A 26021-nucleotide genomic window follows, 5' to 3' on the forward strand; every position below is an offset into this window, starting at 1 on the left:
CAGAAGCGTCCCGGAGAAAATTCTCCGGGACGCTTCTGTTTTGGTCGGGCTGACAGGATTTGAACCTGCGACCCCTTGACCCCCAGTCAAGTGCGCTACCAAGCTGCGCTACAGCCCGTTAGTTCCGCCGTTCTCCGCTGCGTTTACTCCTGATGTTAGCCAGGATTTCAACTCAGCAGTCCGGCCGAACCACCTTGAAAAGCTTACACGATCCCGGAGGGTGCAAGTGACACTTTGCCGCCTGCACACCCCCCCGTGTGTCCTAATTAACGCTTCTTGCCGCGCTTTTCACGGACGCGCATGTTGACCTCGATGGGCGTGCCCTCAAAACCGAACGTTTCGCGGAGCCTGCGGGTGATGAAGCGGCGGTAGCCCGGGTCCAGGAATCCGGTGGTGAACAGCACAAACTTCGGCGGCCGGCTGGACGCCTGCGTGCCGTACAGGATGCGCGGCTGCTTTCCGCCGCGGACCGGGTGCGGGTGCGCCGCCACAAGCTCACCGAGGAAGGCATTGAGCTTGCCGGTGGGGATGCGCCTGTCCCAGTTCTCCAGCGCCAGGTCCAGGGCGGGAACCAGGCGGTCCTTGTGCCAGCCGGTCAGCGCGGAAATGTTGACCCGGGGCGCCCAGGCCACGTGGGCCAGGTCCTGCTCGATTTCGCGCTCCAGGTAGGTGCGGCGTTCGTCGTCGAGCAGGTCCCACTTGTTGAAGGCCAGCACCAGCGCGCGGCCGGACTCGATGGCCAGCTGCAGGATGCGGACGTCCTGCTCGCTGAGGACCTCATCCACCGCGAGAAGAACGACGGCGACCTCCGCCTTTTCGAGCGCGGCCTGCGTCCGGAGGGAGGCGTAGTAGTCGGCGCCCTGCGCCATGTGCTGACGGCGGCGGATGCCTGCCGTGTCCACAAAGCGCCAGGTGCGGTCGCCGAGTTCAATGAACTCATCCACCGGATCACGCGTGGTGCCGGCGGTGTTGTCCACTACGACACGTTCGGACCCTGCCAGCTTGTTCAGCAGCGATGACTTGCCCACGTTCGGGCGGCCGATCAGTGCGATGCGGCGCGGGCCGCCCGAGCGTTCCAGGCCCTCAATCGTGGAGAACTCCGGCAGTGTGTCCATCACGTGGTCCAGGAGGTCGGCCACGCCGCGCCCGTGCAGGGCGGAGACGGGGTAGGGTTCACCGAAGCCGAGGCCCCACAGGCTGGCGGAGTCCGCCTCCTGGGCGAAGTCGTCCACCTTGTTGGCCACCATGATGACCGGCTTCTTGCTGCGGCGGAGCATCTTCATGACGCCTTCGTCCGTTGCGGTGGCGCCCACCGCAGAGTCGACGACGAAGAGCACGGCGTCAGCCAGTTCCACGGCCATTTCGGCCTGTTCTGCCACCCGGGCGTGGATGCCGCGGGCATCGTGCTCCCAGCCGCCGGTGTCCACCACGGTGAAGTTGCGCCCGTTCCAATGTGCCGAGTACATGACCCGGTCCCGCGTCACGCCGGGAGTATCCTCGACCACGGCTTCGCGGCGGCCCAGGATGCGGTTCACAAGGGTGGATTTACCCACGTTGGGACGGCCGATGATGGCAAGCACGGGATCGAGCTTGACCGGACCGTCAAAGTCCTCGTCCTCGTAGTCCCCGCTCAGAAGGGCGGCGTCTTCCTCGTCGAGTTCGTAGTCGGCCAGGCCGGCGCGGAGCGATGCGGCACGCATCTCCGCTTCGTCGTCGTCCATGGCGGCCAGCCGCTCGGCCACCTGGTCCGTGCCGGTGGGCGTGTATTCGTCTTCGCCGGCGCCGAAGTGGCCGGAGGTTTGAGTCGTATCGCTCATTGCACTTTCCTTAGTGGTCATCTGCCGGCGTCCCGGCTACTGCTGTGAAGTTCGTGCGGAAATCCGCGTGGGGCAAAGGCTGCCCACTGTGTTGGATGGTCTCCTGGACGTGCCCAGCAAGCGCAGCGCGGATTTCCATTCCCGCCCTGTCCATTGAAGCACGGCCCGTTTCGCCGGGGTTGCGGCTGAGGGTCAGTGCGTTGCCGAAGCTGACGTGGAACCGCCGCCCCGGCCTGGGTACCGTGTCGAGGTGTTCGTTGCCCGTCCGGGTGCCGAGGATCGCCACGGGAACCACGGGGGCTCCCGAGTTCAGCGCCAGCCAGGCCACCCCGTTGTTGATGTCTGTTGCCTGGCCGCTCCCCCGCGTACCTTCCGGAAGAATCCCGATGCAGCGGCCGGCGTCGAGCATGTTCTTGCCCAAAAGCAGCGCAGCCCGGTCCCCGGAGCGGTCCACCGGCAGCTGGCCGGAAGCCCGAAGGACCCGACCCAGCAAGCCCTTGAACATCTCCTTCTTGACCAGGATGTGCATGGGACGCGGCGACGCGCCGAACATCACCGGCCCGTCCAGGAAACTGATGTGGTTGCCGGCAAAAATCACCGGCCCGCCTGTAGGCACATTGTCCCGGCCAGTGACGGATGTCCGGTACACCACGTGGTCCAGGAGCCAGCCGACGGGTCGGCTCCAGGTCATGGTCAGGCCGGAGGGAAGCCGCACGCCGCGGTCAGTCACGGTTAAGCACCTTCGTGACGATCACGAGCGCCGCGTCCACGGTCTCGGCGAAGTCCAGATCGGAAGAATCCAGGGTGACAACACCGTCGGCAGCCTGGGTGAAGTTCACCACCGTGGAATCCTTGGCGTCGCGCTGGGTGACCTGGGCGGCGAGCTGCTCCGCATTCTGCGTGCCGCCCAGCTGGATGCCGCGGCGGCGAAGCCGGGCCTCCTCACTGGCAGTCAGCAGCATGCGGACTTCCGCACCCGGGGCCACGACAGTAGTGATGTCCCGGCCTTCCACCACGATGCGGCGGTGGTGCTTTTCAATGAGCTCACGCTGCCGGCGGATCAGTTCGGTCCGGGCACCAAGGGTGGTGGCCACCGCACTGACCGCCGAAGAAATTGCCGGTTCACGAATGGCGTCCGTGACGTCGGCGCCGTTCACGCGGACGTATTCCTCCCGCGGCGTGGTGCTCAGTTCCAGGACCAGATCCCGGGAAGCCTGCTCTACGGCGGCGGCGTCGCTGAGGTCAATTCCGCTGGTGACGCAGAACCAGGTCAGGGCCCGGTACATGGCACCGGTGTCCAGGTAAGCAAGGTGCAGCCGGCGGGCCACTTCCTTGCTCACGCTGGACTTGCCGGAGCCTGACGGCCCGTCGATGGCAACCACCAGGGGCCTGCCGACGCGCAAGGCCGGAAGAGTGTCAAGAAGTTCTTGTGTCATTACTGCAATACCCGCCATCCGCGGTCGTTGAGTGCTTCGATCAGATGGTCATGCTTGTTCGGCAGCACCGACAGTTCCACCATGCCCACGTTCTGGCCCGATGAATGGTCCAGCCGAAGGTCCTCCACGTTCACGCCGATCTCACCGATTTCGGTGAGGAGCTGCGCGATCTGTCCCGGCCGGTCATCCACGAGGACCGTCAGCCAGGAGTAGGCCTGCGGCGGGCCACCATGCTTGCCCGGAATACGGGCCTGCCCGGCATTGCCTTCGCTGATCAGCTGGGCCAGGTCAAGCCTGGCGCCCGGCGCAAGCGGTTCCTCGAGCGTGCCGATGAGCCGGTTCAGGTCCTCGCGGACTCCGTAAAGGATCTCCACGACCTTCCCCGCGTTGCCGCCCAGGATCTGGACCCACAGCGTGGGATCGCTGGCGGCGATCCGCGTGACGTCCCGCAGCCCGTTGCCGGCGAGGGACAGCGCGTGAAGCGGCGTCCCCTGCAGCCGGCTGGCCAGCAGGGACGACATGATCTGGGGCAGGTGCGATACCAAGGCCACGGCTTCGTCGTGTTCGTCGGCAGTGAACTGGGAGACCACAGCTCCCAGGTCCGATGCCAGGGAGCGCGCAGTCTGCACGGCAGCCGCGGATGACTCCGGGCCCGGACAAACCACCCACGGCATGGACGTGAAGAGCTCGCCGCGGGCCGCAACCGGCCCGGACTTTTCGCGCCCTGCCATCGGGTGGGTGCCCACATAGCGGGTGAGGTCCGCGCCGCGGCCGCCCAACTCCGCCAGGATGGCGGCTTTGACACTGGCGATGTCAACCACCGCGGAATCCGGGTAGTCAGCAAGCGCACGGGCCACGACGTCGGCAGTCACGTCCGGCGGTGCTGCCACCACCACAAGCTCCGGCGCCTCGTCCCCGAGCTGGACCAGGGGCTGGCCGGCACCGATGTCGACGGCCACCGCCTGGTTGGTCGGCGACGGGTCAGACAGGAACACGGGCACGCCGCGCCCACGCAGGCCCAGCCCGATGCTGGCACCGAGCAGGCCGGTGCCAATCACCACGACCGGCCCGTTGAGGTGTCCCCGCCCGCGGGAGCGAAATGCGGACATGCCTCAGAGTCCTACGGATGCCAGCAGGTGGCCGACTTCCTGCTTGCCAAGGTTGCGGATGCTGCCCTGGCGCTGGTCGCCCAGGCCAATGGGACCGACCTTGACGCGCACCAGGCGCAGGACCGGGAACCCAACGGCGTCGAACAGGCGACGGACAATCCGGTTCTTGCCCGAGTGCAGGATCACTTCGATCAGCACGTGGCCCGGAGTGGAGTCCACCAGCTTGAAGGAGTCAACGGAGGCAAAGCCATCCTCGAGTTCCACACCTTCCCGGAGCTGGGCGCCGACTCCCTGCGGGAACGGGCCGCGGACCTGGACCAGGTAGGTCTTCGGGACCTCGTAGGACGGGTGTGTCAGCCGGTTGGCGAGTTCGCCGTCGTTCGTCAGCAGCAGCAGACCTTCGGTGGCGACGTCCAGCCGGCCCACATGGAACAGGCGTTCGCCCTGGTGGGTCTTCCGCACAAAATCGCTGATGCAGGGACGGCCATCGGGGTCCTCCATGGTGGACACCACGCCCTTGGGCTTGTTGAAGACCATATACACGAGGTTTTCATCCAGCTGGATGCGCAGGCCGTCAACGTGGATGACCGCTGTCTTGGGGTCCACGCGGACACCAAGCTCAGTGACCACCTGGCCGTCGACTTCTACCCGACCTTCGGAGATCATCTCTTCGCAGACGCGGCGCGAAGCCACGCCGGCCTGGGCCATGACCTTCTGCAGGCGGGTGCCATCGGCGTCGTGCATTTCAGACTGCGGAGCGGAACCGCGGGGTCCACGCTTGCGGGCAGGCTTCCGCACGGGGCCAAGGTTCTGGCCGAAACGTTCGCTGCCGAAGGCGCGTGACGCCGCCGCCCCGGGCCTGCCGGTGCGTGGCTTGGGCTTGAGCGCGCCCGGAGTGCCGGGAGCTTTGTTGGCACCCGGCTTGCGGGCGGCAGGCTTGCGCGCCGAGGCGCTGGCAGCGGGCTTCCAGTCGGAGGCACCGCGGCCGGCCGGCGGCGACGCAGGAGCATCGCCGGGATCCACAAATGGCTCCTCGCGCGGCCTCGGGGCCTTGTACGGCCGGTCCCCGCCACCGAATCCGGCGTTACGCTTGCCGGCGCCGGCGCGGAATCCGCCGCCTGCCGCGCTGGGGCGGCCGCTGCCGCCCTGTGCAGAGTTACGGCTTGCGCCGCCCTGCGCCGAATTACGGCTGGCCGCTGGATTGCGGCTCGCGCCGCCCTCTCCGGCATTGCGTTCTGAACTGTTACGTCCCGAACTGTTACGTGGTGAACCCTGGCGTCCCGCCTGTGTCATGACCCGTCCTTCGTTATTTGGCCGGCTGGTTGTCCAAGAACAACCCTAGCCAGCCATGCAGAAATTATCTGCCCTTATGAATATTCGTGTGCGCACGCGGGATTTCCCGCCTACATTCTGTCGGCGTCGTAGAACTCCGCGATGCCCTCAAGCCCCGGAAGATGGGGTGAGAGCTGAGGCAGTTCCGCTGCGGAGCCGATTCCCATCCGTTCCAGGAAATACGACGTGGTCCGGTAGAGGATGGCACCCGACTCAGGATCATGTCCCGAATCTTCGATCAGCCCGCGCTGGGTCAATGTCCGTACGACAGAATCGACATTGACTCCTCGAATTGCAGACACCCTGGCCCTGGAGACAGGCTGGCGGTATGCGATGACAGCCAGTGTTTCCAAAGCCGCCTGCGTGAGCCTGGCCGTCTGACCCTCAAGCACAAACCGTCCGACGATCTCGGCGAAGTCTGCGCGGGAGTAGATCCGCCAGCCACCGGCGATGTTCCGCAATTCAAAACCCCGGGGGCTGGCGCTGAAACCAGCATCGCTGGCATCGTCCATGTCCGGGGCTTTAACAGTATAGCCGCTATACTCCCGCTGCAGTTCCGCCAGTAACTGCTCGACGACGTCGACGGTCAGGTTAAGCCCGGCGGCCAGCTCAGTAGCGCTGGCCGGTTGGTCCAGGACCATCAGGACCGCCTCGAGTGCAGCCCTCGCACCGCCGGGCAGATCCCGGACGTCCATGCCCGGCTCCGCCCCAGGCTCCGGAAGTTCTTGGCTCACGACAGTTCCTCGTATTCTTCGCTTAGGTTCTCCGTTGACCAGTCCCGGCCATCCACCGCCCAGTGCACCGTGAGATCACCCAGCGGCGATACCTGGTCGAAGGACACTGCCCTGTCCCGGAACATCTCCAGCAAGGCCAGGAACCTGGCCACCACCACGAGGGTGGAATCGGCGTCGGCGATCAACGCGCGAAAAGTCAGGGGCTTTCCCAACTGGAGCCGGAGCCCCAGGATCTCCGCCTGTTCCTTCACGCTGACGGCACTCCCGTGCAGGTGGGCCAAGCCCACCTCGGTTGGCCTGGGCGTTTTGGGCTTCAGTGCGGACTCGGCCAGGCGGGCGAACTGGTCCGGTGTGTGCTTCCACACGAGTTCCGGAAGCATCGCGGCAAAATGTTCTTCCAAGGCCACCTGACGCGGAAACCGGCTGCCTTCCTGTTCCAGGGTTCCAGCCATCAGGGCTGCCACCTGCTTGAACGCCTTGTATTGGAGGAGCCTCGCAAAAAGGAGGTCCCGCGCTTCCAGCAAGGCGATGTCCTCATCGTCCTCGACTTCGCCGGCGGGCAGGAGCCTGGCCGCCTTGAGGTCCAGGAGGGTGGCGGCGATGACCAGGAATTCGCTGGCTTCATCCAGCGCCCATTCCTCGCCGAGCTTCTGGAGCTTCCTGATGTACTTGATGAACTCATCAGTGACGGTGGCAATGGCCACTTCGGTAATATCCAGCTGGTGCTTGGCGATCAGGCCCAGCAAAAGGTCGAACGGGCCGGTGAAGTTGGCCAGCCGCACCTCAAAGCCGGGTTTGGACTCGGCCACGGCGTCTTTAGGGTGCGCCGCCGCGCGAAATCAGCTCTTTGGCCAGGCGGCGGTAGGCATCGGCGCCGATGTGGCTGCCTGCGTAGCTGGTAATCGGTTCGGCCGCGACGGTGGCGTCCGCGAACTTGATGGAACGTTTGATGACGGTCTCGAAGACTTTGTCGCCGAAGGCTTCCACCAGGCGGGTGATGACTTCGCGGCTGTGGAGCGTACGGGCGTCGTACATGGTGGCCAGGACACCATCAACCTGCAGGCCGGGGTTCAGCCTGTCCTGGACCTTGTCGATGGTTTCCACCAGCAGGGCTACAGCACGGAGGGCGAAAAACTCGCAGATCAGCGGGATGATCACGCCGTGGGCGGCAGTCAGGGCGTTGACCGTCAGAAGTCCCAAGGACGGCTGGCAGTCAATCAGGACGACATCGTAATCGTCTTCGACTTTTTTCAGGGCCCTGTCCAAGACCTGCTCACGGGCTACTTCATTGACCAGCTGCACTTCCGCGGCGGAGAGGTCAATGTTGGCCGGCAGCAGGTCCACGTTTTCGACGCCGGTCTGGTGGATGGCGTCGCGGATGTCCACCTTGCGGTCCATGAGGACGTTGTAGATGGTGAGATCAAGCTCGTGCGGGTTGATCCCCAGGCCTGCTGACAGGGCACCCTGGGGATCAAAGTCAACCAGGAGGACACGGCGGCCGTATTCGGCCAGCGCTGCTGCAAGGTTGATGGTGGATGTGGTCTTGCCTACGCCGCCTTTTTGGTTGACCATGGCGATCACGCGCGCGGGACCGTGGGACTGCAGCGGGGCGGGTTCCGGAAATTCGCGGTAGGGGCGCCCTGTGGGACCCATCACGGCGTCTTCCAGATCGAGTTCCGTGCCTTCCAGAGTTGCTGAACCCTGTTCGCTGCTCACGTATCTCTCCACACTTTCGATGACGGTGATTGTTCTGCCGCTGACTGACCAGCGCCCATGCTTCTTTCCACCCAAGGCTACAACGCCCGACACGGCATTCTGTGGAACTTGACTTTTGATGGTGTTTGAGCCTTGACCTTTTACCTGAGGTCGAAGGTTGATCAGTCCCGACGCACAACCGCCCGCACAGGTTGTCTGTGCGGGCGGTTTTGCGCGCCTGGCGCTTGTCCCTTAAGGACTTGTGCTCTAAGGACTAGGCGTTTGCCGGAACTGGCTGCGCCGGGGTTTCGTGTACCTCGTGGTGGCCGGCGATCATGGTCTGCTCGTCGAAGGGCTCTTCGCCGGACAGGACGCGCTGGACCTGCTCGCCGTCGATCTCCTTGACCCAGGTCCCGATCAGGAGCGTGGCCACAGCGTTGCCCGTGAAGTTGGTCAATGCGCGGGCTTCGGACATGAAGCGGTCGATCCCGACGATCATGCCTACGCCGCCGAGGAGCTCGGGCTTGTGTGCCTGGAGGCCAGCGGCCAGTGTGGCGAGGCCTGCACCTGTGACACCGGCTGCACCCTTCGAGGCGATGATCATGAAGATGAGCAGGGATACCTGGGCGCCGAGATCCAGAGGGGTTCCCATGGCGTTGGCCACGAACAGCGATGCCATGGTCAGGTAGATGGCCGTGCCGTCGAGGTTGAAGGAGTAACCGGTGGGCACGGTGACGCCGACGACCGGCTTGGACACGCCCAGGTGCTCCATCTTGGCGATCAGACGGGGCAGTGCGGCCTCGGAGGAGGAGGTGGAGAAGATCAGGAGGTATTCGCGGGCCAGGTACTTCATCAGCTTGAAGATGTTCACGCCGGTCACCACCTGGAGCAGACCGCCGAGGATCACGACTATGAAGAGGGCACAGGTGATGTAGAAGGCCACCATGAGGGTGGCCATGCTCACGATTGCCGCGACACCAGTGGCGCCGACGACGGCGGCGATGGCACCGAAGGCGCCCACCGGAGCAAGCCACATGATCATGATCAGGATCCTGAACACCACTACCTGGCCGTGGCCGATGGCCTTCAGGACAGGAGCGCCCTGCGCACCCATCTTCTGGAGGGCGAAGCCTACGAGGATGGCAGCGAAGAGTGTTGGCAGAACGGGAATGTCGCCCGGAATGATGCCCAGGAGGAAGGCAACGGTGCTGTCTACTTCTGCCTTCTTACTGGGGTCGTACGCCGCCAGCTTCAAACCTTCACCCGGGTGGATCAGGTTGCCTACCACAAGGCCGATGCCCAGCGCGAACGTGGACATAACCATAAAGTAGCCCAAGGCCAGGCCGCCCACCTTGCCTACGGTGGCTGCCTTGGCTATGGAGCCAATGCCCAGGACGATGGTGCAGAAGATGATCGGCGCGATCATCATCTTGATGAGCTTGATGAAGCCGTCGCCGAGCGGTTTCAGCGATTTGCCGACCTCGGGAAACAGGAGGCCGACGACGGCGCCCGCGATCACGGCGACAATGACGGCGATGTAAAGGTAATGGGATTTGTCCAGCCCCTTGCGGGCGGCCTTTGCAGGCGCTGCAGACTCTCCTCGTTGAGAGGTCATGATATGTGTCTCCTTCATGGGTAATCTGGTAGACGCTGCGGCGCACTCTCTGGGCTCGTTGCGTCGGTGTGGTGTGATATCCATCATTAGGTACACCGTGACTTGGCTCACCCTTGCGTTCATATTGGTCATGGGAGGTACTGATGATCCACCGCTGGAGTATCGCCCGCAGGCTGTTTGTGGCGAATCTGTTGATTGTCCTGGCCTTAACGGCGATCGTCGGATCCGCGACGTTTATTGATGCCCGGGACCGCGCCTATGACGAGGCCGGGCGGCGCATGGCCGGGGTGGCTGCCGCGGTTGCCGCCAACCCCCTGGTCCTCCAGGCCGCGGACGAAACAGATCCGACGGCGCTGCTGCAGCCTTACGCGCTGGATGTCATGGCCGGATCTGGAGCGGATTTCATCACCATCATGGCGCCGGACAGGACCCGGTGGACGCATCCGCGCAGCGAGGAAATAGGCAAGCCGTACATCGGCTCCATCGAGGCGTCGCTGCGTGGCGAGGTGTTCACCGAGGTCACGGCGGGAACGCTGGGGCCGTCGGTGCGGACGGTTGTCCCGGTCAAGGATGCAGCGGGCACCGTCAAGGCGCTGGTTGCTGCCGGCGTCACGGTCCGGACAGTGGACGTGGCGCTCACCGGCCGGCTGCCCGCCCTGCTGGCCCTCGGCCTGGCCCTGCTCGTGGGCGGATCCTTGGCGTCCTGGCTGTTGGGCCGCTACCTGCGCCGGGTGACCAGGGGGTGGGGGCCCGAGCAGCTGGCTCAGCTGTTCGCGTATTACGAATCGGTCCTGCATTCCGTGCGTGAGGGGCTGATCCTGATCGACACCAAGGGCCGGGTGGTGATGTACAACGACCAGGCCGCTGAGCTGCTGGGCCTGGAGCCGCGCGATTCGGACGGTGATCCGTCCCGGCCGCCCCTCCTGACGGACCTCCCGCTGGCCCCCAGCCTGAAGGAACTCTTTGAATCCGGCCGCACCGCCCACGATGAAATCCATCTCACGGGTCCGCGGATTGTGGTGGTGAACCAGGGCCCGGCCGTGGGTCCCGACTCCCCCGGCCTCCGCCGGCCGGCGGTGTTCGGCACCGTGGCCACGATCCGCGACCGGACGGAAATCGAGTCGTTGGGCAGTGAACTGGAAACAATGCGGACGCTGTCCGACGCCCTCCGCGCCCAGACCCACGAGCACGCCAACCGGCTGCACACCATGGTTTCCCTGCTGGAGCTGGGGCGGACCCGGGAGGCCCTGGAATTCGCCACCAAGGATCTCGAACTGAGCCAGCAGCTGACCGACGAGATGGTGAGTTCCGTGGACGAGCCTGTCCTGAGCGCCCTGATCATGGGCAAAGCTGCGGAAGCGAATGAGCGCGGAGTGAAGCTGACGCTGTCCACGGAGGGCTCCGCATCCGTTGCGGGCCTGGCCGTCCAGGACCTTGTCACCATCCTGGGAAACCTCCTGGACAACGCGATCGACGCCGCCGCAGATGGAGCGGCTCCCAGAACTGTGGAACTGACCGTGGAGTCCGACACCGAGGGGCTGGACATCACGGTGGAGGATTCCGGACCGGGCGTGGACCCTGCAGCGGTGGAGGATATTTTCCGGCACGGCTTCAGCACCAAGGCGTCCGGCCCGTTCGGACGCGGCATTGGCCTGGCCCTCGTCCGCCAGGCCGTGCAGCGCCTGGACGGGACGATGACCATCACAGGCACGGACGGCGCACGCTTCCAGGTCTTCCTGCCGGCCATGTCCGCCGGAACCGACAAAGAGGAGCAGTTTCAGTGAGCGATATCCGCGTCCTCGTGGTGGAAGACGAGCCGGTGGCGTCGGCCGCGCACGCAGCCTACGTCGGCAGGATGGCAGGATTTATGCTGGCCGGGACGGCCCCTGACGGCCAGTCAGCGCTCAGGCTGCTGGGGGAACTCGCGGCTGCCGGCGAGCCGGCGGAACTGGTCCTGCTCGACATGAACCTTCCGGACCTGCATGGCCTGGACATCGCCCGCCGGATGCGTGCGTCAGGAATCCTGGCGGACATTATTGCCATCACCGCGGTCCGGGAAGTGGCGATTGTCCGGAGCGCCGTGGCCATCGGCGTGGTCCAGTACCTGATCAAGCCCTTCACCTTTGCCACGTTCGAGGACAAGCTCTCCAGCTACCGGCTGTTCCGGCAGCAACTGGCCTCCCCCGGGTCCGGAGCCGGGAGGTCCGGCGCATCCCAGAGCGAAGTTGACCAGGCCTTCGCAAGCCTCCGGGCGCCGTCGGAAATGCCCCTCCCGAAAGGCCTTTCCGTCTCCACACTGGACTCGGTCCGGGACTACCTGAAACAGCATTCGGGATCCGTTTCGGCCACAGAGGTCATGGCGGCGCTGGGAATGTCCCGCGTGACGGCCCGCCGCTACCTCGAATACCTCGCCGACGCCGGCATCGCCTCCCGGGCACCCCGCTACGGCACGCCCGGCCGGCCGGAGAATGAATACGGCTGGAAGCGGCCCTGATACTACAGCAGTGTTTCCCCGAGAATCCTTGGCTAGGCAGAGGCGATGGCTTCCTTGAGAGCCCCCAGCGCCAGGGTCACTGACGCGGCGCTTGCGTTGGGTCCCATCATTCCGATCCGCCAGATGCTGGAAGCGTACTTGCCCGCCCCTGAGCCAATCTCGATGCTGAAGTGCTCCAGAAGATGGCGGCGTACGGCCGCGGAGTCGATACCGTCTGGGACCTTGACAGTGGTAAGGCTGGGCAGCCGGTGGCCCTCGGCCGCGAACAGCTCAAGTCCCATCTCCTGGAGCCCCGCCTGCAACGCGGCCCCTGCCGCGCGGTGGCGCGCCTGGACCGCGTCCAGTCCTTCGGCCAGGATTCGTTGCAAGCCCGCCTCGAGACCGGCGATCATGGTGACTGGCGGCGTGTGATGGTAGGTTCGACCGCTGCCGCTGGCGGCCCCGACGTAACCGCCCAGCAGACCAACGTCCAGGTACCAGGAGCGGGGATTCTCGATCCTTCGCTCGAAGGCCCTACCCGACATGGTGAAGGGCGATAGCCCTGGCGGCACGCCGAGGCATTTCTGAGTGCCGGCATAGCCGACGTCGATTCCCCAGTCGTCTGCAAGGAGTTCCAGCCCGCCGATGGACGTCACGGCGTCGACAATGAACAGCGCATCGCCCTTGTTCTGCCCGAGCGATGCGACGTCGGACAGCACACCGGTCGACGTTTCGGCGTGGACCGCCGCAATCACCTTCGGTCGCGGGTGGGCCGTCAGAACGCGTTCGACGTCGATGGGCGCGCCCCATTCGTGGTCTACACGAACCACGGTCGCGCCGCAGCGGCGGGCCACCTCACACATACGCTCACCGAAGAGGCCGTTGACGGCGATCACTGCCACATCGCCTTCGTCCACGGTGTTCACAAAAGCCGCTTCCATGCCGCCGGAACCGGTGACGCTCAATGGCAGTGTGCGGGCATTCTGAGTCCCCCAGACCGTGCGGAGGCCTTCGCAGGTGTTGTCGAGCCGTTCAATGAAGACCGGATCCAAGTGCCCAATCACCGGATGCGCCAACGCGGCGGTCACTTCCGGGTAGCAGTTGCTCGGTCCCGGACCGAACAGGAACCGCGAGGTCAAAGCCTGTGGCATTGGAACTCCTCCGTTGGGGGACTCTTTGCCCCTGTCGGGCCGGTCAGTGCTTCGGTGCGACGGCGATATCCTCGCCGTCGACGGCGTGGAACGGCGTACGGCGATCCATGATCAGCAGGTAGGTGACGGCGGCCAGGATCGCGCCGACGAACCAGGAGAAGCCGGAGATATACGTGAACGCAGGGACGAGAGCAAGCACCAGCGCGACGATCGCAGCCGGTGTGCCCGCGATGACAGCCTTCCGGTTGACGCCACGGGTGTAGGCATACTCCCCGTCGGGAGAATCCGAGTACAAATCCGGAATGTTGACCCTGCCCTTACGGACCAGCCAGTAGTCGGCCATGATGACGCCGAACAGTGGTCCCAGGAGGGCGCCCAGCCCGCCGAGGAAGTAGACGATGACCACGGGCGAGTTGTACAGGTTCCACGGCAGGATCACCAGGCCGATCACCGCGGAGATAATGGCTGCGCGGCGGAAGTTCAGCGTCCGCGGGAAAAGGTGGGCCAGCGTATATATGGGCGCCACGAAGTTGGCCATGAGGTTCACGGCCACCGTCAGGATGATCAGGGCCAAGCAGGCCAGCACCAGCAGGAGCGTGTTCGGGATGGCGTTGACGACGTCGGTGGGCGACTCGATGACCGTGCCGTCGATCTTGTACTGGGCGCCGGCGAGAACAACGACGATGGCGGCGAAGAAGAGCATGTTGATGGGGATGCCGAAGAAGTTGCCCCGCACCACCGACCGTCTGGAGGGCGCGCCCCGCGTGAAGTCGCAGAAGTTCAGTACGAACGTCCCGTAAACGACCACCCATAGCGCGGCCGACTGGAAAATCCGCACCCACATCACGGGGCCCGTCAGCGAGTCGACGGTGGACCAGGCGATGGTCCCGCCGGCTTCCACCAACATCCAGACGGCCAGCGTGAGCATGGTGACCAGGATGATGGGGCCTGCGAAGGCCTCGTACTTGCGGATCATCTCCATGCCGAAGCTCACGATCACCGTCTGCATCGCCCACAGCCCAACGAACGAGATCCAGCCCAGGGTCGAGAGCCCGAGGAATGAGTCTGAGTCGAGCGGTGCCAGGGACGGTGCGAGGGCTAAGATCAGCACCCGGAGCACCACCGAGGCCAGATAGGTCTGGATGCCGAACCAGGCCACGGCCACGGCGCCGCGGATGATGGCGGGGATATTGGAGCCCCGGATGCCGAACGCGATCCTGCTCATGACCGGGAACGGTACGCCGGTACGCTCGCCCATGAACCCCGAAAGGTTCAGGAGAAGGAACAGCAGGACCGCGCCGAGTAGGAAGGCGAGCATGATCTGCCAGGCGCCCAATCCCAGGGCGAACAGTCCGATGGCAAACACGTAATTGCCCAGCGAGTGCACGTCGTTCGCCCAGAGCGTGAAGATGCTGTAGGCGTGCCATGTGCGCCCCTTGCGCGTGGTGGGCGCCAGGTCCTCGTTGTAGAGCCGGGGGCTCACGCCCGCGGGCACCTGGACCCGAGTGGCTGGCTCCCCCCTCACGATTTCCTCGACCGCGGGGTCACCGGTGCCCCACGGCTCAGGGTCAATCAGATGCGGATGCCCGTGCTCGTCATGCGCGCCGGGATCGTTTTGGTGGGACATGATGCAGACCTCCGTAGGACGGAAACGGCATTGCCGGCAAAAAATCGGACTTTCCGCTTATTTCTTGATCTCGTAGCGCAGAAGTACCACGCCGTTTTCGAACCCGGTGGCCTCGACCAGCAACAGGTCCTGCCGATCCTCGAAGATGCGCGTTCCCTTGCCGCGTGACGCCGGGCAGACCAGCATCCGGACTTCGTCGACGATGCCCGCGTCCAGAAGGGAGTGCATGAGCTTCAAGCTCCCCCAACAGCCAGGTGTCCTTGCCGCTCTGCTCCTTGAGCTCCCGGATGGTAGCGGCCGGGTCGCGCGTCACGGTCGCGGCGGGAAAGTCGCCCCAGGGGGCGTCATCCAGCGTCGACGAGGCAACGAACGTGGTGAGGTTGTTGAGCTTCTCGCCGTACTCGCCCTGCTCTTCGGCGTACGGCCAGTAGTCCTTGGACTGGGCGTAGGTATTCGCGCCGAGAATCATCGTGTCGACCGAGTCGATGAACCCCCTCACGCTTGCCTTGAACGCCTTGTTGGTGGTCTCGGAAAAGGGCTCCCCAGACACGAAGCTAAGCCCGCCGTCCTCTTCCGCGGCGATGTTGTCGACGGTAACCCACTGCTGGACGATGCGTTTTCGCATGGCGCCAACTGTAGTCCGCTGGCGCGCGGTCAACGAGCCCCATCTCGTAGCGCTGGTCCGGGCTGGACGAGGGACCAAAGGTATTTGTATACACTAAGCACGTGATAGCGTCGGTTTTCGCTAATTTGCTGGGCTAAATGGCAATTCGTGTATACACTGATGCTAAGCAACGGATTGAAGGGAGGGACCATGCGGGCCAGCGACCAAGCTTACGCAACGCTGCGCGAAGACATTATTGAATGGCGGCTGCTCCCCGGAACGGTCCTTGCCGAGGTGGAGCAGTCCGAACGGCTGGGCATCTCGCGCACGCCCCTTCGGGAGGCGCTGAGCCGGCTCACGGCGGAAGGGCTGACGACGGCGGCGGGCGGCCGCGGCGTCGTCGTCACCGATATCTCGCTGGAGGACATCGACGAACTCTTCGAGCTCCGCGAAACGCTCGAAGGTCGGGCCGCTGCCCTGGCCGCCGAACGGGGCGATCCCGCCACTTTCCTGCAGCTCCAGGACGAACTGCTGGGAGCGCCGGCCCTGATCAACGGCACGGACCCGGCCCGTCACGACTACTACCATTTGGTGGGACGCCTCGACGCGGCAATCGACGCAGCCATCACCAATTCCTACCTGGCCCAGGCCATGCGCAGCCTCCGCGTGCACCTCGTGCGGGTCCGCAGGCTCGCTGCCGATGACGCCGCCCGCCTGACGGCCGCCGCCGCCGAACACGCGGCCATTGCCGAAGCGATCGCCGCAGGCAACCCGCGCCTGGCGGAAGCCGCCACCACTGTCCACCTGCACCGCAGTCTTTCCCACGTCAAAGCTACCCACCCACAGCACTAAGAAGGAGCACCATGGTTAAGGAACACCACGTCCGCGTCTACAAGAGCGAAGAGAACCTCGCCCGTGAAGACCAGCTCGCACACAAGATCGCCACCGTCGCCGCCGACCCCGTCGAGGTCACGCCCGAGGTCACCGAGATGGTCATCAACCGTGTCATCGACAATGCCTCCGTGGCCATCGCTTCCCTGAACCGCGGCCCGATTGTGGCTGCCCGCGCCCAGGCGCTCACCCACGCACCGACCACCAACGGCAAGGGCGCCGGCATCTTCGGCATCACGGACCGCGTCTCCCCCGAATGGGCAGCCTGGGCCAACGGTGTGGCCGTCCGCGAGCTCGACTACCACGACACGTTCCTGGCGGCTGACTACTCCCACCCGGGCGACAACATCCCGCCGATCCTCGCCGTTGGCCAGCACGTCGGCGCCAGCGGCAAGGACCTGATCCGCGGCATCGCCACCGGCTATGAGATCCAGGTCAACCTGGTCAAGGCGATCTGCCTGCACAAGCACAAGATCGACCACGTGGCCCACCTCGGCCCGTCCGCGGCCGCCGGAATCGGCACCCTCCTGGGCCTGGACGTCGAGACGATCTTCCAGTCCGTCGGCCAGGCGCTGCACACCACCACCGCCACCCGCCAGTCCCGCAAGGGCGAAATCTCCACCTGGAAGGCCCACGCGCCGGCGTTCGCAGGCAAGATGGCTGTCGAAGCCGTGGACCGCTCCATGCGCGGCCAGACCTCCCCCGTGCCGATCTACGAAGGCGAAGACGGCGTGATCGCCTGGATGCTGGACGGCCCGGACGCCTCCTACGAGGTCCCCCTGCCCGAGGCCGGCGAAGCCAAGCGCGCCATCATGGACACCTACACCAAGGAACACTCCGCCGAATACCAGGCGCAGGCCTGGATCGACCTCGCCCGCAAGCTCCACACCGAGCACCCCGAGGCAACGGACCCGGCCAACGTGACCTCGGTCCTGATCAAGACCAGCCACCACACGCACTACGTCATCGGCTCGGGCGCCAACGATCCCCAGAAGTACAGCCCCACGGCCAGCCGGGAAACCCTGGACCACTCCATCCCGTATATCTTCACCGTGGCACTCCAGGACGGCTCCTGGCACCACGTTGACTCCTACAGTCCTGAGCGTGCCGGCCGCGCCGACACGGTGGAGCTGTGGAACAAGGTCAGCACCGTCGAAGACCCCGAATGGACCCGCCGCTACCACTCCCTGGACATCGCCGAGAAGGCCTTCGGCGGTTCCGTGGAGATCACCCTGAAGGACGGCACGGTCATCACCGACCAGATCGCCGTGGCCGACGCCCACCCGCTCGGCGCCCGCCCCTTCGCCCGCCAGCAGTACATCAACAAGTTCCGCAGCCTGGCAGCCGGCCTGGTCGCCGAGGAGGAAATCGAGCGTTTCCTCGCGGCCGCCGAAAGCCTCCCGGAACTCGGCGCCGGCGAACTGGACCAGCTGAACATCACCGCGGCCCCGGGCGTCATCGACCTCAGCAACGCACCAGCCGGCCTCTTCTAAGCTCTGCCTACCCACCCCGCACAGGAGAATCAGATGCTGTATTCCAAGACCACCCCGGAACAGAAGCGGATCGCGCTGCGCGACATGCTCGCGTCCGGCACCATCCAACAGTTCCCGGGCGCCTTCAACCCGCTCTCGGCGCGGCTGATCGAGGAAAAGGGCTTCGCCGGTGTCTACGTCTCCGGTGCCGTGCTGGCCAATGACCTTGGCCTGCCGGACATCGGACTGACCACCCTCACCGAGGTGGCCACGCGGGCCGGGCAGATCGCCCGCATGACCGACCTGCCCACGCTGGTGGACGCGGACACCGGCTTCGGCGAGCCCATGAACGTGGCCCGCAGCATCCAGGAACTCGAGAACGCCGGTTTGGCCGGCTGCCACATCGAAGACCAGTTCAACCCCAAGCGCTGCGGGCACCTCGACGGCAAAAACGTCGTGGACCTGGACACGGCCACCAAGCGCATCCGCGCCGCGGCTGATGCCCGCCGCGATCCGAACTTCCTCATCATGGCCCGGACCGACATCCGCGCCGTGGAGGGAATCGAAGCCGCCAAGGACAGGGCACGGGCCCTCGTGGATGCCGGTGCGGACGCCATCTTCCCGGAGGCCATGAAGGACCTGTCCGAGTTCCAGGCCATCCGTGACGCCGTAGACGTGCCCATCCTGGCCAACATGACCGAATTCGGCCAGAGCGAGCTGTTCACCGTGGACCAGCTGCAGGGCGTCGGCGTCAACATGGTCATATATCCGGTCACGCTGCTGCGCATTGCCATGGGCGCAGCAGAGCGTACTCTGGAATCGATCAAGGCCACAGGGTCGCAGGAAGCACAAGTGGAGAACATGCTCACCCGTGCACGGCTTTATGACCTTGTGGACTACGAGGCCTACAACCACTTCGATACCGGCGTTTTCAACTTCCAAATTCCCGGCGTCCGCTAGGACCCGGGAGCCACCAAGGATACTGCAAGCATTCCGGCACATCCGGGCTTGCCCAATGAACGAAGGAGGACAGCATGGTTGCTGTCGATATCAAGAAGGGCCTGGCCGGCGTCGTGGTGGACTACACCGCGGTTTCGAAGGTCAACCCGGACACCAATTCGCTGCTGTACCGCGGCTACCCCGTCCAGGAGCTCGCCGCCAAATGCAGCTTCGAGGAAGTGGCCTTCCTGTTGTGGAACGGCGAACTGCCCACCCCCGATGAGCTGTCCGCATTCTCTGCCCGCGAGCGCGCCGGCCGCGCCCTCGATCCTGTGGTGAAGCAGATCGTCGACACGATTCCCACCACCGCCCACCCCATGGATGTCTGCCGGACCGCGGCCTCAGTCATGGGCGCCCGCCACCCACTGGCCGAAGACTCGTCGCCCGAGGCCAACATGGCAAAGGCCGTGGATCTCTTCGCTGCGATGCCCGCCGTTGTTGCCTACGACCAGCGGCGCCGGCGCGGCCAGGAAGTCGTTGAGCCCCGGGATGACCTGGGCTACTCGGAAAACTTCCTGTGGATGTCATTCGGTGACGACCAAGTCCCGGAAGTCGTGGATGCCTTCAATGTTTCGATGATCCTGTACGCCGAGCACTCCTTCAACGCCTCCACGTTCACCGCCCGGGTCATCACCTCCAGCCTGTCTGACCTGCACTCGGCCGTGACCGGCGCGATCGGCGCACTCAAAGGCCCGCTCCATGGCGGCGCCAACGAAGCCGTGATGCACACGTTCGACGAGATCGGGATCCGGCCGGAGGAATCACTGGACGAAGCCGCCACCCGTGCCAAAGCCTGGATGGAGGACGCACTGGCCCAGAAGAAAAAGGTCATGGGCTTCGGCCACCGCGTCTACAAGCACGGCGACTCCCGCGTCCCCACCATGAAGGCCGCGCTGGACAAGATGATCGCCCACTACGGCCGCCCCGAACTCCTGGGCCTCTACAACGGGCTCGAAGCCGCGATGGACGAGGCCAAGGCCATCAAACCGAACCTCGACTACCCGGCCGGCCCCACCTACCACCTGATGGGATTCGACACCGCTACGTTTACTCCCCTGTTCGTGGCCAGCCGCATCACCGGCTGGACCGCCCACATCATGGAACAGGCAGCCAGCAACTCCCTGATCCGCCCACTGAGCGAATACAACGGACCGGACGAACGGCACGTTCCGTAATCCCCGCCGGCTCCCAAACCTCGCAAGCTCGGTTCGCGTCCCTCGCCGGCGTGGGTCCACTGGACGCACGACGGCGGGCCGGTCACCTTTCGAGGTGACCGGCCCGCCGTCGGCCGTAACGCCAATGGCGACAAGGCGCCGTCAGTCCAGCACTTCGCGGACAGTCTCATTGTCATCGTTCAGGACCACTGTCAGGCGCAAGAAAGACCCGGCAAGCGCGAGCGGCAGCCAGTGCGCTGCATCCTGCCACATCCGGTCTACCGGCAAGGCGCCGACGTCGAACCATTCCGGCCGGATCTCGGCACTTTCGGCCGGCTGCCCGGTCCAATTGGCTGCGACAAAGAGCCGCGAACTCATGTTCCACTCCGGGCGGGCAGGAAAATCGAAGGTCACCACGCCGGCGTCGCGCAGATCCTCCTGCCGGACCACAATCCCGGCTTCCTCGTGGACTTCGCGGCAGGCAGCCTCTTCATCCGTCTCCCCCGGCTCAACATGGCCGCCAAGTCCCACCACCTTGCCGCGGCCGAAGCCGGTCTTCTTCAAGCCAAGCAGGACCTGTGGCACACCGGCGGACTCACGGGTGAGAAAGCACAGGGTGACAGGGGTAAACGTCATGCCCCCAACCCTATAGCTTGGCTGCCGGCGTCAGCCCAGCGCCCGGGGGTGGGCTGCTGCGTAAATTTCCCTCAGTGTGTCAGCCGTAACCAGGGTGTAGACCTGCGTTGTGGTGACCGAGGCGTGCCCCAGGAGTTCCTGCACCACGCGGACATCGGCGCCGCCTTCGAGCAGGTGCGTCGCGAAGGAGTGCCGCAGTGTGTGCGGGGAAACATCCTTGGTGACGTTGGCTTTGTCCGCGGCCGCCTTCAGGATGGTCCAGGCGCTTTGCCGGCTGATCCTGCCGCCGCGGGCGTTCAGGAACAGGGCGGGCGTTCCCTTGCCCTTCGCCGCCAGCAGCGGACGGCCACGCACCAGGTACGCGTCCACAGCCCGCGCCCCATAGGATCCCAGCGGCACCAGCCGTTCCTTGGATCCCTTGCCGAACAGGCGGACCACGGCCGGCCCGGCTTCGGCCTCGTGCAGGGCGATGTCGTCAACGTCCAGGCCCACGGCCTCGCTGATCCTCGCCCCGGTGGAATAGAGAAATTCGAGCAGGGCGCGGTCCCTGAGCCCTGTGGTGGTGTCGGTGCCCGCGGCTTCAAGGATCCGGGTGACTTCGTCCACGCTGATGGCCTTGGGCAGCCTCTTTCCCGGCATGGGCGGGTGGACATCGCTGGCGGGGTCCGTCGTTGTGACCCCCTCCAGAGCCCAGAACTTGTGCAGTCCTCGGACGGCCACCACGGTCCTGGCAGCAGACCGGACGCCAAGCGCCGTGCCGCCGTCGGATCCGTCGTTGAGGGCCATGACGAAGCCCGTCACGTGGTGGCGGGTGATCTGGCCCGGGCCGTGGCAGCCTTCCGACGTCACGTAACGGGAGTACCGCGCCAGGTCACGGCGGTAGGCGGAGAGTGTGTTGGCGGCCAGGCCGCGTTCCACGCCCATATGTTGCAGATACTCGGTGATGGCGAGGTCGATGGCGGTCTGTGGCCGGACGGGCGGCGTCGGGGCTTTTGCCTCAGTACTCGCCGTCATCAACGCTGGCTGGGGTGCGCAGGCCAGGGTGCATCCGCTGGACGCAGTCCCGCAAAGCCCTCAGCTTTCGCCGCGGCGGCGGCCAGGATTCCGACGACGGCGGACGGGTTGTGCAGCCTGCCTTCCAGGACCGCGGCCACGGCGTCGTCCAAAGCGATCCAGTGGAATTCAATCTCGGCTTCCTCATCGGTCCGCTCATGGCGTTCGTGGTGAGGCACCTCCGTGAGGTCCCGGGCGAGGTAGATGCGGATGGCCTCACTGGAGGAGCCCGGCGAGTTGAAGAAGTCCACCAGGACGTTCCATTCGCCGGCCGCGAGGTCCGCCTCCTCGGCGAGTTCGCGGGCAGCACCCGCCACAAAATCCTCGCCTTCCACATCCAGCAGGCCGGCTGGGATTTCCCAAAGGTCCATGCCCACGGGGTGCCGGTACTGCCTGATCAGCAGAACCTCGCCGGCATCGTTCATGGGTAGGACGGCCACTGCGCCAGGGTGGTCGATGTAGTCGCGGGTCAGGGACTCCCCCGTCTCGCTCAGCTGGAAGCTGTCGCTGACCACATCCCAGATCCGGCCTTTATAGACCTTCTCCGTAGACAGAAGACGGCGCGGGCTCGGTGCATCCGAAACCTGCCGTGCAGCTTGGGGGGTTTCAGGTGTGCCGGGCATCGCGCCGTCCTCTACTTATTCGGTTCTATTTTGCGGCAACCGTACGCAGCGGCTTGGCTGCCGGCGCGTCCTGTGCGTTCTGGTGGTCCAGGGCGGCCTTGATCAGCCCGGCGAAGAGCGGGTGCGGCCGCGTGGGCCGTGAGCTCAGTTCGGGGTGCGCCTGGGTTGCCACGTAGAACGGGTGGACCTCGCGGGGCAGCTCAACAAATTCCACGAGCTTGCCGTCCGGCGACGTTCCGGAGAACACCAGGCCCTCGGCAGCGATCTGGTCGCGGTACTTGTTGTTGACCTCGTAGCGGTGCCGGTGGCGTTCGCTGACAGTGGTCTTGCCGTAGGTCTCTGCAATGACCGAGCCGTCGTCGAGCTTTGCCTCGTACAGGCCAAGACGCATGGTGCCGCCAAGATCGCCCTTGCCGTCCACGATATCCAGCTGCTCTTCCATCGTGGCAATCACCGGGTATTTGGAGTCCGGTTCGAACTCGGACGAGGAAGCTCCTTCGAGGCCCACCACGTTGCGCGCATATTCGATCACCATGCACTGCAGGCCCAGGCACAGGCCCAGGACTGGCAGCTTGGTTTCGCGGGCGTACTTCAGGGCGCCCAGCTTGCCTTCGAGGCCGCGGATGCCGAAGCCACCGGGAACGCAGATGGCGTCCACGCCGTCCAGGGACGCCACGGCGCCCTCATGGGTTTCGCATTCATCCGACGGTACCCAGCGGATCTTGACCTTGGTGTCGTTGGCGAAGCCGCCGGCACGCAGGGCCTCGGTCACGGACAAGTAAGCATCAGGCAGGTCGATGTACTTGCCCACCAGCGCGATTTCCACGTGGTGCTTGGGGTTGTGGACTGCTTCGAGCAGCTTGTCCCAGCTGGTCCAGTCAACGTCCTTGAACGGCAGGTCCAGGGCGCGGACGATGTAGGAATCCAGTCCCTGCGTGTGCAGGGTCTTGGGGATGTCGTAGATGCTGGGGGCATCCGGGCAGCCGATGACGGCTTCGATATCGACGTCGCACATGCGGCCGATCTTGGCGCGCATGGGCTCGGGGACTTCGCGGTCCGAGCGGACCACGATTGCCTCAGGCTGGATACCGATGGAGCGCAGGGCTGCCACGGAGTGCTGCGTCGGTTTAGTCTTCAGTTCCTGCGAGGGTCCGATGTAGGGCACCAGGGAGACGTGGACGAAGAACACGTTGCCGCGGCCGATGTCCTGGCGGACCTGGCGGGCCGACTCGAGGAAGGGCTGCGACTCGATGTCGCCGACCGTGCCGCCGATTTCGGTGATGATGACGTCCGGCGCGTTCTTGCCTTCGGACGGTAGCCGCATACGCCGCTTGATCTCGTCGGTAATGTGCGGGATGACCTGGACGGTGTCGCCGAGGTATTCGCCGCGGCGTTCCTTGGCGATCACCGTTGAATAGACCTGGCCGGTGGTCACGTTGGCTGAGCCCTCGAGGTTTTCGTCGAGGAACCGCTCGTAGTGTCCGATGTCCAGGTCGGTCTCGGCGCCGTCGTCAGTGACGAAGACCTCGCCGTGCTGGAAGGGGTTCATCGTGCCCGGATCCACGTTCAGATAGGGATCGAGCTTCTGCATAGTTACAGACAGGCCGCGTGCCCGCAGGAGGTGACCGAGGCTCGAAGCCGTCAGTCCCTTACCGAGCGAGGACGCCACACCACCGGTTACGAAGATGTGTTTGGTCGTCTTGGACGAGCCCGGGAACCGGGAATTTACACGGGAATTTGATCGCTGCACCACGGAATTCGAGCCTATCATCAATTGAGCCTTTCCCGTTCAGGAACTGTCTCCCCAAATGACCCAGTGTGCAGGGCGAGGCCCCCTGCGATCAAGGGGTATCCGCCGTCAGGCCCGCTGGGGCAGCAGTTTTGCGTCGTCCAGCAGCTCCTGGGCGTGCGCCTGGGCCGATTCTGAATCCTCCTGGCCGGCCAGCATCCGGGCGAGCTCCCGCACGCGCTCAGGACCGTCGAGGAGGCGAACATCACTGGACGTGAACCCGGTGGCGGTGCCGCCGTCGGCCCCTCTGACGGATGTCTTGGTGACGGTGATGTGCTGGTCCGCAAAGGCTGCCACCTGCGGCAGGTGCGTGACCACCAGGACCTGCACATGCTGTGCCAGCATGGCCAGCCGGCGGCCAATTTCGACGGCGGCCCGCCCGCCGACCCCGGCGTCCACCTCATCGAACACAAACGTGGGCACCGGATCCACCGCGGCCAGCACCACCTCGATGGCCAGCATCACGCGTGACAGTTCGCCGCCGGAGGCGCCCTTGCCCAGCGGACGGGCCGGGGCTCCGGAGTGCGGCTGGAGCAGGAACGTGATCTCGTCCGCTCCATGCGGTGTCAACTGAGCGGCCGCCTCACGGGTGATCACCAGGGTGGCGTCCGCCATGGCAAGTGCCTTCAGCTCCGCGCTCACCCGGCCGGACAGGTCCTTGGCAGCCTTGGCCCGGATTTTGCTGACGGCGGCTGCCTGCGTCTGCAGTTCCGCTTCGGTCCGGACCACGTCCGCGTCCAGGGCTTCGATCCTGGTGGAGTCGTCCTGCAGCTCGTCGAAGCGGACCCGGGCGTTTTCCGCCCACACCAGGACTTCGTCAATGCTGGGGGCGTACTTGCGGACCAAGGTGGCCAGGGCGGCCCGCCGGTCCTCGATCTCGGCGAGCCGTTCCGGGCCCTCCGAGTCCAGGCCTGCCTGGTAGCTGGCCAGCTCCGTGGCGATGTCGTTGAGCAGGAAGCCCACTTCGGCCAGGCGCGCTGCGGCGGACCCGAGTTCGGCGTCGTGCTCGGCCACGTGCTCCAGGGTCCTTTTCGCGGCGTCCACGAGGGTGGTGGCGTCGCCCGCGTCACCGTAGTCCTCCGCGATGAGCGCCTGATGCGCCGTGTTCGCCGCAATCCTGAGCTCTTCCACGTTGGCCAGTTTCACAGCCTCCGCCTTGAGGGATTCGTCCTCCCCCGGCTGCGGATCCACGTTGCTGATTTCGGCCAGCGCGACTTCCAGCGACTCGGACTCGCGGAGCCTGTCGCGGGCGGCGCTGCGCAGGGTTTCCAGCTCCGCCTGGCTGGCCTTCCAGTGGCTGTAGAGCGCCTGGTAGGAGGCCAACGGGCCCGCCAGCGCATCGCCGGCAAATTTGTCCAGGGCGCCGCGCTGGGCGGCCGCCCCCTTCAGCCTGATCTGGTCCGACTGGCCGTGGACCACCACGAGGGTTTCACCGATCTCCGCGAGAACGCCCACCGGGGCGGCCCGCCCGCCCAGGAAGGCCCGGCTGCGCCCGTCCGCACCGAGGCGACGCGCAAGAATAAGCTCAGCGCCGCCGTCGAACTCCTCCACGTCGGCACCCGCTTCAACTGCCCGGGCAATCGCCGGATGCCCGGCGTCGAGCTTGAGGACGGCCTCCGCCGTGGCGCTCTTCGCGCCGCTCCGGACCGCCCCGGCGTCAGACCTCGCCCCCAGCAGGAGGCCGACGGCGGTGACCACCATCGTTTTGCCGGCTCCGGTTTCGCCGGTAACGACGCTCAGCCCGGGGCCCAGCGGCAGCGTGGCGTCGGTGATGACGCCCAGATCGCGGATTCTCAGTTCTTCAAGCATGG

Annotated in this window: 22 protein-coding genes, 1 tRNA gene and 1 pseudogene; 6 read left to right on the top strand and 18 right to left on the bottom strand. The window is 65.4% G+C overall.

Annotation, left to right across the window (positions count from 1 at the left end):
- Positions 1-41: 41 nt before the first annotated feature.
- From NG701_RS17875 to NG701_RS17920, 10 genes are all read right to left on the bottom strand, one after another.
- A tRNA-Pro gene (locus tag NG701_RS17875) sits at positions 42-118 on the bottom strand.
- A gap of 148 nt (positions 119-266) precedes the next feature.
- Positions 267-1817 (bottom strand): ribosome biogenesis GTPase Der, encoded by a 1551-nt coding sequence (der, locus tag NG701_RS17880; RefSeq protein ID WP_252569363.1) that lies wholly within the window; start codon positions 1815-1817, stop codon positions 267-269.
- 10 nt (positions 1818-1827) lie between these two features.
- On the bottom strand, positions 1828-2508 hold the full coding sequence (locus NG701_RS17885) for a lysophospholipid acyltransferase family protein (RefSeq protein ID WP_058932703.1): 681 nt from the start codon (positions 2506-2508) through the stop codon (positions 1828-1830).
- A gap of 31 nt (positions 2509-2539) precedes the next feature.
- Positions 2540-3253: a (d)CMP kinase gene (cmk, locus tag NG701_RS17890; RefSeq protein WP_252569366.1), complete on the bottom strand. Its 714-nt coding sequence runs from the start codon at positions 3251-3253 to the stop codon at positions 2540-2542.
- A complete protein-coding gene (locus NG701_RS17895) occupies positions 3253-4362 on the bottom strand; it encodes a prephenate dehydrogenase (RefSeq protein WP_252569369.1) in 1110 nt (369 codons plus the stop codon). The genes cmk and NG701_RS17895 overlap by 1 nt, the downstream gene beginning before the upstream one ends.
- Positions 4363-4365: 3 nt before the next feature.
- Complete coding sequence (locus NG701_RS17900) at positions 4366-5655, bottom strand: pseudouridine synthase (protein WP_252569370.1); 1290 nt, start codon at positions 5653-5655, stop codon at positions 4366-4368.
- 110 nt (positions 5656-5765) lie between these two features.
- A complete protein-coding gene (scpB, locus tag NG701_RS17905; protein WP_252569481.1) occupies positions 5766-6389 on the bottom strand; it encodes an SMC-Scp complex subunit ScpB in 624 nt (207 codons plus the stop codon).
- Positions 6390-6424: 35 nt separating this feature from the next.
- Positions 6425-7237, bottom strand: a complete 813-nt coding sequence (locus NG701_RS17910; protein ID WP_252569372.1) for a segregation and condensation protein A — start codon at positions 7235-7237, stop codon at positions 6425-6427.
- Between the two features lie 7 nt (positions 7238-7244).
- Positions 7245-8144: a ParA family protein gene (locus tag NG701_RS17915; RefSeq protein ID WP_252569374.1), complete on the bottom strand. Its 900-nt coding sequence runs from the start codon at positions 8142-8144 to the stop codon at positions 7245-7247.
- 253 nt (positions 8145-8397) lie between these two features.
- Positions 8398-9738: a cation:dicarboxylate symporter family transporter gene (locus NG701_RS17920; RefSeq protein ID WP_252569376.1), complete on the bottom strand. Its 1341-nt coding sequence runs from the start codon at positions 9736-9738 to the stop codon at positions 8398-8400.
- A gap of 143 nt (positions 9739-9881) precedes the next feature.
- On the opposite strand from NG701_RS17920, the gene NG701_RS17925 reads away from it, so the two are divergent.
- Positions 9882-11522: a sensor histidine kinase gene (locus NG701_RS17925; RefSeq protein ID WP_252569378.1), complete on the top strand. Its 1641-nt coding sequence runs from the start codon at positions 9882-9884 to the stop codon at positions 11520-11522.
- Entirely contained in the window at positions 11519-12232 is a 714-nt protein-coding gene (locus tag NG701_RS17930; protein WP_252569380.1) for a response regulator, read from the top strand. Before NG701_RS17925 ends, NG701_RS17930 begins: the two co-directional genes overlap by 4 nt.
- Positions 12233-12264: 32 nt before the next feature.
- Here the strand turns inward: NG701_RS17930 and NG701_RS17935 are convergent, their stop codons facing one another.
- The 3 genes from NG701_RS17935 to NG701_RS21530 are packed head-to-tail and all read right to left on the bottom strand — an operon-like array spanning position 12265 to position 15614.
- The gene (locus tag NG701_RS17935) at positions 12265-13362 is read right to left on the bottom strand and encodes a pyridoxal-phosphate-dependent aminotransferase family protein (RefSeq protein ID WP_252569382.1); all 1098 of its coding nucleotides are present in this window, start codon (positions 13360-13362) and stop codon (positions 12265-12267) included.
- Positions 13363-13405: 43 nt separating this feature from the next.
- Positions 13406-14989 (bottom strand): NCS1 family nucleobase:cation symporter-1, encoded by a 1584-nt coding sequence (locus NG701_RS17940; RefSeq protein WP_252569384.1) that lies wholly within the window; start codon positions 14987-14989, stop codon positions 13406-13408.
- Complete coding sequence (locus NG701_RS21530; RefSeq protein WP_445260473.1) at positions 14958-15614, bottom strand: dihydrofolate reductase family protein; 657 nt, start codon at positions 15612-15614, stop codon at positions 14958-14960. The genes NG701_RS17940 and NG701_RS21530 overlap by 32 nt, the downstream gene beginning before the upstream one ends.
- Before the next feature lie 189 nt (positions 15615-15803).
- Here NG701_RS21530 and NG701_RS17950 point away from each other — a divergent pair.
- The 4 genes and pseudogenes from NG701_RS17950 to NG701_RS17965 all read left to right on the top strand — a co-directional run bounded on the left by NG701_RS17950 (position 15804) and on the right by NG701_RS17965 (position 20130).
- Positions 15804-16464: pseudogene (locus NG701_RS17950) on the top strand (GntR family transcriptional regulator).
- On the top strand, positions 16457-17977 hold the full coding sequence (locus NG701_RS17955) for an MmgE/PrpD family protein (RefSeq protein WP_252569389.1): 1521 nt from the start codon (positions 16457-16459) through the stop codon (positions 17975-17977). Before NG701_RS17950 ends, NG701_RS17955 begins: the two are co-directional and overlap by 8 nt.
- Before the next feature lie 33 nt (positions 17978-18010).
- Complete coding sequence (gene prpB / locus NG701_RS17960) at positions 18011-18916, top strand: methylisocitrate lyase (protein WP_252569391.1); 906 nt, start codon at positions 18011-18013, stop codon at positions 18914-18916.
- Positions 18917-18990: 74 nt separating this feature from the next.
- Positions 18991-20130, top strand: a complete 1140-nt coding sequence (locus NG701_RS17965) for a bifunctional 2-methylcitrate synthase/citrate synthase (RefSeq protein WP_252569393.1) — start codon at positions 18991-18993, stop codon at positions 20128-20130.
- Between the two features lie 141 nt (positions 20131-20271).
- Here the strand turns inward: NG701_RS17965 and NG701_RS17970 are convergent, their stop codons facing one another.
- From NG701_RS17970 to recN, 5 genes are all read right to left on the bottom strand, one after another.
- Positions 20272-20745 (bottom strand): 8-oxo-dGTP diphosphatase, encoded by a 474-nt coding sequence (locus tag NG701_RS17970; protein ID WP_252569396.1) that lies wholly within the window; start codon positions 20743-20745, stop codon positions 20272-20274.
- A gap of 30 nt (positions 20746-20775) precedes the next feature.
- The gene (gene xerD, locus NG701_RS17975; protein ID WP_252569399.1) at positions 20776-21759 is read right to left on the bottom strand and encodes a site-specific tyrosine recombinase XerD; all 984 of its coding nucleotides are present in this window, start codon (positions 21757-21759) and stop codon (positions 20776-20778) included.
- Positions 21759-22421: an NUDIX domain-containing protein gene (locus NG701_RS17980; RefSeq protein ID WP_252569407.1), complete on the bottom strand. Its 663-nt coding sequence runs from the start codon at positions 22419-22421 to the stop codon at positions 21759-21761. The genes xerD and NG701_RS17980 overlap by 1 nt, the downstream gene beginning before the upstream one ends.
- Before the next feature lie 25 nt (positions 22422-22446).
- Positions 22447-24192, bottom strand: coding sequence for a CTP synthase (gene pyrG, locus NG701_RS17985; RefSeq protein ID WP_252569410.1), 1746 nt, complete (start codon positions 24190-24192; stop codon positions 22447-22449).
- An 87-nt stretch (positions 24193-24279) separates the two neighbouring features.
- Positions 24280-26019 carry a DNA repair protein RecN gene (gene recN, locus NG701_RS17990; protein ID WP_252569413.1) on the bottom strand — a complete coding sequence of 580 codons (1740 nt, stop codon included), beginning with the start codon at positions 26017-26019 and terminating at the stop codon, positions 24280-24282.
- Positions 26020-26021: the final 2 nt, after the last annotated feature.

Origin of the sequence: Pseudarthrobacter cellobiosi, assembly GCF_023913815.1 — a bacterium.
In the GTDB taxonomy this organism is placed as follows: Bacteria; Actinomycetota; Actinomycetes; order Actinomycetales; family Micrococcaceae; genus Arthrobacter; species Arthrobacter cellobiosi.